The following is a 9,587-nucleotide window of genomic DNA, read 5'->3' as shown; positions in this document are numbered from 1 at the left end:
AATGGATAAGGCATGATAGTACCCGCCAAAAATCCTATATGAAATGTAAAGTATATAGTTTGCTATCATCTTATTTATAAAATAAATCCGAAAGGTATACTCCGAACAACAATAAACAATCGAGGATTTACGAATATTGTGGCTATGGACCAGATCCGCAAATACTTTGAAAAAATAACACCGATCGGCGATGCGGATTGGGAGTTGTTTTCTTCCAAACTTATCCGGCAGGAGTTTCCCAAAAAATCGCTCCTGCTGAAAATGGGAAAAACAGAAAACTATCTCTCTTTTATTGAAAAAGGCATCGTCCGTTTTTATATTCCGAAAGACGAACAGGATGTCACGTTTTCATTCTCATTCGCCAATGAGTTTGTGAGTGGCTACGACTCTTTCCTGACGCAGAAACCATCCGTTTATAATATAGAAGCCATTACCGAGACCGCCCTCTGGCGGGTCAGCTATGAAGACCTGCAGATGATTTATGCTGGAACTGCTGTTGGAAATATTATAGGAAGAAATGCAAGTGAAGGACTTTATCTCGAAGGACTGAAGCGCGAGATCTCACTACTGACGGAAACCGCAGAGGAACGATATCTTAAACTACTCACAGATCAACCCAAACTCATCCAGGAAATTTCGCTGAAATACCTCGCCTCGTACATTGGCATAACTCCACAGGCATTAAGCCGCATCCGCAGGCGGATTTATTAACCTGGGTTCATTGTTTTAGCCGGCAGTTCTTTCCACTTTTGTAAAAAAGAAATTATGCCGGAAATCATTTTGCTTAGCGTGTTCTTTCTCACGCTTATAATCACGAAGCTCCGTAGCAAGGAATATAAATTTGCCTTTTCCGGCAGGGTTGCCATGGCAGCCATGCTGGTAACCACCGGCCTTGCCCATTTTGCCTTTGCCAAAGGAATGGCCATGATGCTGCCGGATTTTATTCCATTCCGGATGATGGTGGTTTATATCACCGGGATCTTGGAACTGCTGGCCGCAGTGGGACTCCTGCTACCGCGATACGTAAAACTGACGGGAAGATTGCTGATCATATTCTTTGTGTTATTGCTACCCGCAAACATTTATGCCGCCATCAACCATGTCAACCTGCAAACCGCAACATATGACGGCGATGGGCCCGGCTATTTATGGTTCAGGATCCCGCTGCAGGCATTCTTTATTGGCTGGGTTTATCTCTCCAGTATTAAACCTTCAATCGTTATTTGGAAGTTATCGGCGTAAATGCGGCGTTGCTTTTCATCAGTTTGTAGGCGTAGTAATATTTGATGATGTTTCGGACGTAAGTGGTGGTTTCCTGGCCGACCTTTTCGGATGCGATGATCTCAACGTTATTGAGCCACACATCAGGGTCGAGGCCCTGGTCAGCAGCTGTTTTGCGTAAGCCTGCAATTTGCCCGGGCCCCGCATTATAACTTGCAAATGCAAAAAGACACCTGTTAAAGTCATCAAAATGTGCATCCTTGAAATACTCCTCCATCATGGTGGCAATATATTTTGTACCTGCATGAATGTTGGGTTCAATCGCCCTGATGTCACCTACCTTCATTGCCTTTCCCGTACCGGGTTTCAACTGCATCACCCCGACTTCACCTGTCCGGCTCCTAAGGTTATGGTCGAGCTTTGATTCCTGGAACCCAAGCGCCGCCAGCATCAGGGGATCAAAATCATACTGCTGTCCATATTTCCTGAAAAGGCTGATAACCTGCGTGAAACGATTCACATTGCCGGGCCTGGTCGGATCCTGCAGATCCCCTACCATCCGGCCATATTGTTTCAAGCGATCAGAAATGGTACCGCGGCGCTGCTGGTAGTGGTAATAATCTTCCAGTTCGCGGGCGAGACCAGGACTCTCCTTCCGGTATGCAACACCGTGAGTTGCGCCTGCTCTAACCGCTGCTGTTTCATTTACCCTGATTTTGGGCAGGATCTTTGCCCACATCTTTGCCTTCCAGTCATCCACCACAATCGTTGAAATGATGCCGGCATTCAGCATCTCCATCAGGTCTTCATCTTCCAGGTTATCGGAAATGATCTCCAGGTTTACAGGGGCCTTCCCTTCCGCTGCTAATGTTGCATTCAGTTTTTTCAGGCTTGAAAAATAACTCGACGATCGTCGTACATACACAGTGTTACCAGACAACCCGGCTGCATTGGGAATTGCCGGTTCTCCCTTCCGGTTGAGAACAATTTCCGACGTACGCTTGTCATCCGGGACCATGAAATCGACCTGCTTCAATCTTTCCGTCGTTGCAGTGAGATTGCCTGCAGCAATGTCACCCACACCCCGCATCACGTATTCGAACAGCCGGTTGCGTGGCGTTTGTACAAAGACGACCGTCAGCGGGATCCTGCCCAGCTCTTTTTCATACTTTTTGTTAAGGAAGCCTTCGAATTCATGAAAATTGTCTGCCGTAATGCCACGCTCGTATCCTTTGTCGTTAAAGAATAATGTCCGGCTATATGGCACGAGCACCCTGATGACCCGAAGTTTCATCATGGTATCGAAATCCCCCACATATAACCTGTGTGCACGTCGAAGCGCTTCGATGAAGCGACCTGTGATTACTCCTGTTGTCGAATCCTTGAGTATGTACTCTGACGCATTCTCCGCCTGGCCGGTATCAACAACTGCTGAACCGGTATTGCTATCAGCTTTGTTTCTGCCTGCCTCTTTACATGAAACAATTAGCAGCAGCAGGAGCAGGTAATTTCGAAGAATTATATTTCCCGAATTCATCACTGGGATTTCTAACCAGCTTCAAAGTTACCCATTATTCAGTGGCGGGTTATTTCGGGATGCGCTTAACTGTAGAGAGGGTATTCATCCCTTCCTTCGTATAATATTCTGAGTAGGTTATATAGTCTTTGTAATATTTGATCCTTTCCCAGGTCACAATAAGTGGCTTGGGATAAGCGACAGTATAGCGGACCTGTGATGAATCGCTGGCTAAATAGTCCCATGTCAACGAATACGTGTACCCGTCAGCAAAATACTCACCGGTTTTATCAATGTTGAATTTTATATACTCATTATCGAAATTGAAAGTGTTACCGGAACTAGCTCCGCGCTTGTAATAATAGTTGGTATTACTCTGCACAGACCTGATCTCGTCGATCTTCCAGCTGCAGTCGGTTAATTTGACCTTTACTTTTACAGGTGCCACCGTATCTACCCTCACGATAGTGTCTTTCACAATAACGGTGTCTTTTTCAACGATTGTATCTTTTTCAATAATGGTCGTTTCCTTGGTGCAGGAAGTCATGCTAAAGGGGAGAAAGGAGAATATTGCCACACAAGCAAAGAGGGAAAGCGTACTAACCAGCTTTTTCATTAGTTAAGGTTTAGGTGGCAAAATAGAAACAAAATTCCTGAAATCCAACCCCTCTCTCCCTTTTGGTTTCGTGCCCCGTTAGACCGCAGTTTCAAGCAGTTCGCGCAGTTTCTCATTCTGCCGGCGACCCGCCCTTTCCATATGATCCTTTTCCATGGCCAGTTTCTTCTTCAGATCAGATTTGGCGGACCGCATTTTCTCGCCCAGCTTTTCAGTCTTAAGGGTCAGCTCACGCGTCAGCACATCGATCCGGTCACGGAGCCGGGTTCGGGCTTCGTTCACCATCATTTTCGCCTCGTCGAGTTCACGGCGAATCTCCGCTTTTTCCGATGCGGCGGCAGCCATGTTCATGCGCCGCTCGATAGCCATCATTTCGTTTTCTTTTGCATCCAGCTCCCGTTTGTATTGTTCATACACTTCATGGATGGGCTCGCGGTTCATCCACGCACCGTAACGCGACATATAGGAATCCAGGATCATCGGGTCGAACTCGTAGGCTTCAAGGATAATAGCACAGGTCCCGTTCTTCATCCGGCTTTTCAGGTTGAGCGCAAACTGTTCGGAAACTTCCATTTCCTGCAGTTCATCCATGGTGCCCACGGCCGTGCCGGCAACATAACCGACGATCATGCCCAGCGGTCCGCCCAGCATGCCTACCAGCGTGCCCATGGTCATATCCGTTACCATGTTCCAGCCGCTTGTATTATTCACGTTGCTGACCAGTTTCAGGTCTCCCCTTTCCGTTTTCTGCAACATGGTTTCGCGGAAGATCACCAGGTCATCGAGCGTTTCCAGGTCACTGATCTGGTCCCACGCATCCATCGCTTTTTCGCGATCATTGAACACACACACAATCAGATTGTCCATAACATTGGTTTTAGTAGTTAAAAAATCAATGAGGGCCTGCAATTTACATTCGCGGGCATGCGTGAGTTCATCTTGTTTAACCAGTTTGCGCCTGCCGGGGCACTGACTGGCCAGTTACCGGCACCACTTGATAATTATACCAGCAGGATCTTTGTTAAACCATTTCAACACCATACTCTGATAAGGACTTCACAAAGTGAGCGATCATTTCGGGAGCCGGTGGCTCAGTCATAATGGGAAGAGGACGCATATCTGCTGCGGGAAGACTGTTATCCCAGAACCATTGTTCGAGCCCGGATGGCGTGATCCACATCAATTCCTTTACATAGTCAGACTGCACTTCAAACCTGTGCGGAATGTTTTTTGGCAGGTGAATAAAGTCACCGGCCCTGGCGTCAACGACCTTATCGCCAATCCAGAACCTGATGGCGCCTTCAAGAATATAGTAACTCTCATCTTCCCGCTGGTGCGTGTGGGCAGGAGGTTCATTGCCTTTATGCACTTCAATATAAATAAGCGAAAACGCATTGTTTGTCTGTTGTCCGCCTGCAAGAAAGTGAAACAATGCACCGGGAATGGCCCGCGAGTTCTCCGGTGTTCCATTACTTAAAAAGCCTGTCATTTCCATAACTTTAAATTTAGTAAGTTTAACTGACTACAAAAGTAAGGCAGACTTACTATATTTGCACCATGAAGCTTATCTAAAACAGGAAAATAATGAATGAGTACGTCAATACCGGCGCTTACCTGCGGATTTTATGGGATGAATTGCGTTTCAATATGGAAGACCAGTTAAAGGAACGCGGTTTTGCTGACATCTCCCCTTCGCATGGCTGGATCTTCCATCATACCAGGGAAGAAGGAAGTCGGATTACCGAGCTTGCTGCCATTGCAAAGATCACCAAGCAAAGCATGAGCGCGCTAGTAGCACAGCTCGAGGACGCCGGTTATGTAAAGAAGAAAGCTGACTCCACAGATAAGCGCGCCTGGCTGCTTGTACTAACCGCAAAGGGTAAAAAGGTGAAAGCAGTCGGCCAGGAAATCAACTACCAGTTCGAAAAAACCTGGGAGCAGAAATTGGGAAAGAAAGATTACAGCCAGTTCCGGGAGTTGTTGATGAAATTGAGTGAATAGATACCGTCTTCGAAATCACTTTCAATTTGACCTTAAATTTAATAAGCCTGGATTAACACGCTTGTGGGGATACGAAGCTTTTCATGTAATTGACGGATCATTTCCAAAGTCAGCTTTCTCTTCTTATTGAGAATTTCACTTGCCCTGCTCTTTAATCCTACAACTTCAGCCAGATCATTCTGATTGTAGCCGAGCTGTTCCATTCTGAATTTGATGGCTTCTATCGGATCAGGGTAATCGATTGGATAATGTTCATCCTCGTACTTTTCAATTAATATCCCAAGAATTTCCAATTCATCGCCTTCGGCAGTACCGGGACGGGCATCGAATATTTTCTCCAGCCTTGCCATTGCAGCAGCATAATCTTTTTTTGTCTTTATAGGTTTGATAGTTGTCATTTCTTAAATTTTTGCGGCGTCAATCCTGTCATAATCCGCATGTGTGCCAATAAATCGAATCCATACCATCCCATACGAATAACTGATCCTGACAATAAGCCGGTAACGATTGCCTTTAATATTAAATACAACCCGGTTATCCGCCAAAAACGACGCTCCGGGATAGTCCCGTTTAATATCTTTTGGCCCTTTCCATATGGCATCACTCGCTTCCTGATACCAGGCTTTTAACTGTTGTTCACAACCTGAGTGCCTTTCCCAAAAGTCCCTCAATACTTTCTTCGCAATAACTCTCACCTGAACTTATTTACGACAAATATACAAATAGTTCCCAATTTGGGAAATATATAATCTCTTATCCGGTTTATGTCAGGTGAAATCACCCGGTCCGTAGACCGTGTTTGCCTCCATCCACCTCCTTTCATACCCGAAGCATCCGAACCTGCGTCCGTGGAAGCCTTCGCATCCCTCGCGGCCTCATCGTGACGTTTATCCATACCCTGTAACAATTTGTAGGAATAATAATACTTGGTGATGTTCCGCACATAAGTTGTGGTTTCCTGGCCGATCTTTTCTGAGGCGATGACTTCAACATTATTCAACCAGATGTCTGGATCCAATCCACGCTCTGCGGCTGTCTTTCGGAGTCCGGCAACGCGGCCCGGACCGGCATTATAACAGGCGAACGCGAAAAGGCACCGGTTGAAATCATCAAAGTCCGCATCCTGGAAATATTCCGTCATCAGCAATGAAATATACTTCGTGCCGGCATGAATATTGGGCTCCACCACGTGTACATCACCGACCTTCATCGAGCTGCCGGTCGCGGGCATCACCTGCATTACGCCGACTGCTCCAACCTGGCTCTTTGCATCCTGGTTAAGCCTCGACTCCTGGAAGCCAAGTGCGGCCAGCATCAGCGGGTCGAACTCATACTTCTTACCATACTTCTCGAACAGGCGCATGATCTCCTCGAACCGCCTGGCATGTCCTGATTTCGTTGGATCCTGCAGCTCTTTCACTTTTCCATGGTACCGTTTCATCCGGTAAGATATAGTGCCGAGTTTTTTCTGGTAATTGAAATAATAATCATGTAATTCGGCTTCCAGTTTCGGACTTCTCTTCCGGAATGCACAACCGATTTTACCGCTGCTGTCAACAGCGATATTTTTATTAACCACAATCGAAGGAAGGATCTGTGCCCACATCTTCGCCATCCAATCGTCGACCACGATCACCGAAAGAATGCCTGCATTCAGCATTTCCATCAGGTCTTCGTCTTCGAGGTTGTCGGAGACAATCTCCAGCTTAATCGGCTCCAGCCCTTTTGCCGCAAACCTTGCATTAAGTTTCTGCAGGCTTTCGTAATAACTCGACGACTTGCGGACATGTACTGTTTTACCTGACAGTTGCGCGAGATCCACAACCGGTGCATCCTTCTTCCGCGTGAGTACCAGTTCCGATACCCGCATTTCATCCGGCGCCATAAAGTCGACGATCTTCCGCCTTTCTTCAGTCGCAGTGAGATTTCCCGCTGCTATATCGCCCGCGCCTTTCACCACATGTTCAAATAGCAACTCGCGAGGCGTCGGCACAAAAATTACGGTCAATGGGATATGGCCCAGTTGCTTTTTATATTTCTGGTTGAGGAACCGCTCGAACTCGCGGAAATTGTCGGCAGTAACGCCCCGCTCAATTCCTTTATCATTGAAGAACAATGTACGGCTATAAGGCACCAGCACCCTGACAAGTCTTCGTTTCAACATAGAGTCGAAGTCGAAAGTATACAGTTTGTGTTGCCTCTCCATTGCTTCGATAAAGCGGTCTGATGGTTTGACTACAGTATCGCGACTGGCGACTGGTGTTGCGGTCTGCGTGGCGACAGGCTTAGCGGAATTTGAGTCTGCATTTTTATCGCCGCCCCTGCCCGATTCGTTACAGGCAAATGCCAGGAGCAAAGCTGGCAGCAAACTATTACGCAGATGGCGTAAGAAATTTGATCCCGCGTTCATGGTTTATTGATTTAGCGCGGGCGCGAACTATTTTACGGTTGAAGGTTTTGGTCGTAAAAGACCTTTAAAGTTACCAATTTAACCGGTACAACGCTACCGGCGACCGGAACGCACATAAGAGAAAGACAACCCGATATAGGAGCCGGAAACACTGTAATTTCCAGACTCCCGCGGTTCCGCCCCAACATCGAAAGCATAAGTGCCCTTTAGAAATTTAACAGGGGAATAGTTTGCTTTCAGTTTACATTGAAGCGCATCGCGTTTGCGGAACTCCCACTGCCGGCCGGCAGACAGGTGTACATTCAACCAGGGCTTGCCATCATTGTTGGGAACCTGGTCCCTGTTCAGGTAATTGTAAATTTCAGAATTGGAAAAGTAAACAGAATAACTGTACTCTTCATGATTCAGCGGTGAATACAGGACACTTCCGCCTGCAGCTATAATCCATGATTTATTTTGACCCTTCCGAAAATATTTCTGCAGCTCCACCTGTCCCTTCAAATTGAAATTAATATCCCGGGCTGTGTTATGGCTGTCATAGATATCAACTTCAGTGGGAGGCGAAAAATAGTCCTTGTCAATGTAAAATTTAAAATTGTATCCGACCGCTACACCGCCAACACTAAAAATAAGGGAAAGGTCTTTGGCAAAATTGTAGTGATAATCGATCAACACTTCCCCGCCCAACTGTGGACTACTGCTGACCTGGTACTTGGCTGTATTGCCAGTAAACTTCGTTTTCGCCAATACGTGCGGCGTAAGGGATATGCCCCAATAAGTCCGGGGAATGAATGTAGTCGCATCCTGGCTAAAGGCAATACAAGGAAAGGTTAGGAACGAGGCGAGTAACCCCGCAAGGATTATTTTCATATAAGGATAAGCGTTGCAAATTCAAATATAAAAAAAACGGGAAAACCTTATATTAGCTATATACATGATTGCTGTCAAAAAAACTGCTAATATGAAGCCGGTTTTTGCTAAAATATTAGAGGACATAGAGAACCAGGTATTCTGTACCCGGATCACGGACGGCCCGTATTTTGCCACGGAGTTCCATTTTCATAAGGAGTGCCAGATCAACTATGTGTTAGAAAGTGAAGGGAAAAGGATCATCGGGGACAGCGTGGGACATTTCACCAGCGATGAACTGACCCTCCTTGGTTCCGACCTGCCTCACGTCTGGTATAATGACAGGGATTATGCAAAATCGATCACGTTATTTTTTGACCCTGATCGGGTACTCAGCATTTTATCACAATTCGGGCCAGCCTGCAAATTTGAAACGCTTTTCAAAGCTGCAAAAAGGGGAATAAAATATTCTGGAACCACGAAGACCGCTATTTCAAAACTGTTGCTTGACATACCAGGACAGGAAGGCATCACAAAAATCATCAGCTTGCTGAATATTCTCGAAATACTGACGCAGGCTGAGAATGTAGAATTCCTTGCAAGTAACGGTTATACCAATTCCTACCATGCTAAAGACAACGACCGGGTGGACAGGGTCTTCAAATTTGTTTTCAGCAATTTCGCAGGTGATATACAGCTCGAAGAGGCAGCAGCTATTGCCAATATGCACAAACATGCTTTTTGCCGGTACTTCAAGGAGCGAACGAGGAGGACTTTTGTGCAGTTTGTCAACGAAGTACGAATCGGCCATGCCTGCAAGTTGATTGCCGAAGGAGAAACAAATGTCTCCAGCCTTGCCTACGATTGCGGGTATAACAGCCTTTCCAATTTCAACAAGTTCTTCAGGAAGATAAAGGGCATGTCGCCGAGGAACTACATGAATGAGCTGAATGGTTAGTTGCGTATTTAAGACA

General features: G+C 46.3%; 12 protein-coding genes. 4 read left to right on the top strand and 8 right to left on the bottom strand.

Going from position 1 to position 9,587, the window contains the following annotated elements; genetic code table 11:
• Window positions 1-144 precede the first annotated feature (144 nt).
• Window positions 145-711 carry a Crp/Fnr family transcriptional regulator gene (locus tag OI18_RS21710; RefSeq protein WP_039143981.1) on the top strand — a complete coding sequence of 189 codons (567 nt, stop codon included), beginning with the start codon at window positions 145-147 and terminating at the stop codon, window positions 709-711.
• A 54-nt stretch (window positions 712-765) separates the two neighbouring features.
• Window positions 766-1,242, top strand: a complete 477-nt coding sequence (locus tag OI18_RS21705) for a DoxX family protein (RefSeq protein WP_205410092.1) — start codon at window positions 766-768, stop codon at window positions 1,240-1,242.
• Here the strand turns inward: OI18_RS21705 and OI18_RS21700 are convergent.
• The 4 genes from OI18_RS21700 to OI18_RS21685 all read right to left on the bottom strand — a co-directional run bounded on the left by OI18_RS21700 (window position 1,220) and on the right by OI18_RS21685 (window position 4,848).
• Window positions 1,220-2,758: an MltF family protein gene (locus OI18_RS21700; protein ID WP_205410091.1), complete on the bottom strand. Its 1,539-nt coding sequence runs from the start codon at window positions 2,756-2,758 to the stop codon at window positions 1,220-1,222. The genes OI18_RS21705 and OI18_RS21700 overlap by 23 nt on opposite strands.
• 49 nt (window positions 2,759-2,807) lie before the next feature.
• Window positions 2,808-3,353, bottom strand: coding sequence for a hypothetical protein (locus tag OI18_RS21695; protein ID WP_039143977.1), 546 nt, complete (start codon window positions 3,351-3,353; stop codon window positions 2,808-2,810).
• Window positions 3,354-3,431: 78 nt separating this feature from the next.
• Window positions 3,432-4,220: a DUF1269 domain-containing protein gene (locus OI18_RS21690; RefSeq protein WP_039143975.1), complete on the bottom strand. Its 789-nt coding sequence runs from the start codon at window positions 4,218-4,220 to the stop codon at window positions 3,432-3,434.
• 154 nt (window positions 4,221-4,374) lie between these two features.
• Entirely contained in the window at window positions 4,375-4,848 is a 474-nt protein-coding gene (locus OI18_RS21685; RefSeq protein ID WP_039143972.1) for a quercetin 2,3-dioxygenase, read from the bottom strand.
• 89 nt (window positions 4,849-4,937) lie between these two features.
• Here OI18_RS21685 and OI18_RS21680 point away from each other — a divergent pair, with 89 nt between their 5' ends.
• Window positions 4,938-5,354: a MarR family winged helix-turn-helix transcriptional regulator gene (locus tag OI18_RS21680; RefSeq protein WP_039143971.1), complete on the top strand. Its 417-nt coding sequence runs from the start codon at window positions 4,938-4,940 to the stop codon at window positions 5,352-5,354.
• Window positions 5,355-5,392: 38 nt separating this feature from the next.
• Here OI18_RS21680 and OI18_RS21675 read toward each other — a convergent pair whose 3' ends face one another.
• The 4 genes from OI18_RS21675 to OI18_RS21660 all read right to left on the bottom strand — a co-directional run bounded on the left by OI18_RS21675 (window position 5,393) and on the right by OI18_RS21660 (window position 8,634).
• A complete protein-coding gene (locus OI18_RS21675; RefSeq protein WP_039143969.1) occupies window positions 5,393-5,752 on the bottom strand; it encodes a helix-turn-helix domain-containing protein in 360 nt (119 codons plus the stop codon).
• 3 nt (window positions 5,753-5,755) lie between these two features.
• Entirely contained in the window at window positions 5,756-6,049 is a 294-nt protein-coding gene (locus OI18_RS21670; RefSeq protein ID WP_039143967.1) for a type II toxin-antitoxin system HigB family toxin, read from the bottom strand.
• On the bottom strand, window positions 6,046-7,764 hold the full coding sequence (locus OI18_RS21665) for an MltF family protein (protein WP_082038084.1): 1,719 nt from the start codon (window positions 7,762-7,764) through the stop codon (window positions 6,046-6,048). Before OI18_RS21665 ends, OI18_RS21670 begins: the two co-directional genes overlap by 4 nt.
• A gap of 93 nt (window positions 7,765-7,857) precedes the next feature.
• On the bottom strand, window positions 7,858-8,634 hold the full coding sequence (locus tag OI18_RS21660; RefSeq protein ID WP_039143965.1) for a hypothetical protein: 777 nt from the start codon (window positions 8,632-8,634) through the stop codon (window positions 7,858-7,860).
• A gap of 91 nt (window positions 8,635-8,725) precedes the next feature.
• Here OI18_RS21660 and OI18_RS21655 point away from each other — a divergent pair, with 91 nt between their 5' ends.
• The gene (locus tag OI18_RS21655) at window positions 8,726-9,571 is read left to right on the top strand and encodes an AraC family transcriptional regulator (RefSeq protein WP_160290275.1); all 846 of its coding nucleotides are present in this window, start codon (window positions 8,726-8,728) and stop codon (window positions 9,569-9,571) included.
• Window positions 9,572-9,587: the final 16 nt, after the last annotated feature.

The organism is Flavihumibacter solisilvae, assembly GCF_000814475.1.
GTDB lineage: Bacteria > Bacteroidota > Bacteroidia > Chitinophagales > Chitinophagaceae > Flavihumibacter > Flavihumibacter solisilvae.
This window is presented reverse-complemented; position numbering and strand designations above follow the sequence as displayed.

Excerpts from the sequence above, each read along its gene's own strand:
- OI18_RS21700 (WP_205410091.1), bottom strand. The coding sequence starts at position 2,758 with ATGAATTCGGGAAATATAATTCTTCGAAATTACCTGCTCCTGCTGCTG.
- OI18_RS21675 (WP_039143969.1), bottom strand. The coding sequence starts at position 5,752 with ATGACAACTATCAAACCTATAAAGACAAAAAAAGATTATGCTGCTGCA.
- OI18_RS21690 (WP_039143975.1), bottom strand. The coding sequence starts at position 4,220 with ATGGACAATCTGATTGTGTGTGTGTTCAATGATCGCGAAAAAGCGATG.
- OI18_RS21685 (WP_039143972.1), bottom strand. The coding sequence starts at position 4,848 with ATGGAAATGACAGGCTTTTTAAGTAATGGAACACCGGAGAACTCGCGG.
- OI18_RS21665 (WP_082038084.1), bottom strand. The coding sequence starts at position 7,764 with ATGAACGCGGGATCAAATTTCTTACGCCATCTGCGTAATAGTTTGCTG.
- OI18_RS21655 (WP_160290275.1), top strand. The coding sequence starts at position 8,726 with ATGAAGCCGGTTTTTGCTAAAATATTAGAGGACATAGAGAACCAGGTA.
- OI18_RS21710 (WP_039143981.1), top strand. The coding sequence starts at position 145 with ATGGACCAGATCCGCAAATACTTTGAAAAAATAACACCGATCGGCGAT.
- OI18_RS21705 (WP_205410092.1), top strand. The coding sequence starts at position 766 with ATGCCGGAAATCATTTTGCTTAGCGTGTTCTTTCTCACGCTTATAATC.
- OI18_RS21680 (WP_039143971.1), top strand. The coding sequence starts at position 4,938 with ATGAATGAGTACGTCAATACCGGCGCTTACCTGCGGATTTTATGGGAT.
- OI18_RS21660 (WP_039143965.1), bottom strand. The coding sequence starts at position 8,634 with ATGAAAATAATCCTTGCGGGGTTACTCGCCTCGTTCCTAACCTTTCCT.
- OI18_RS21695 (WP_039143977.1), bottom strand. The coding sequence starts at position 3,353 with ATGAAAAAGCTGGTTAGTACGCTTTCCCTCTTTGCTTGTGTGGCAATA.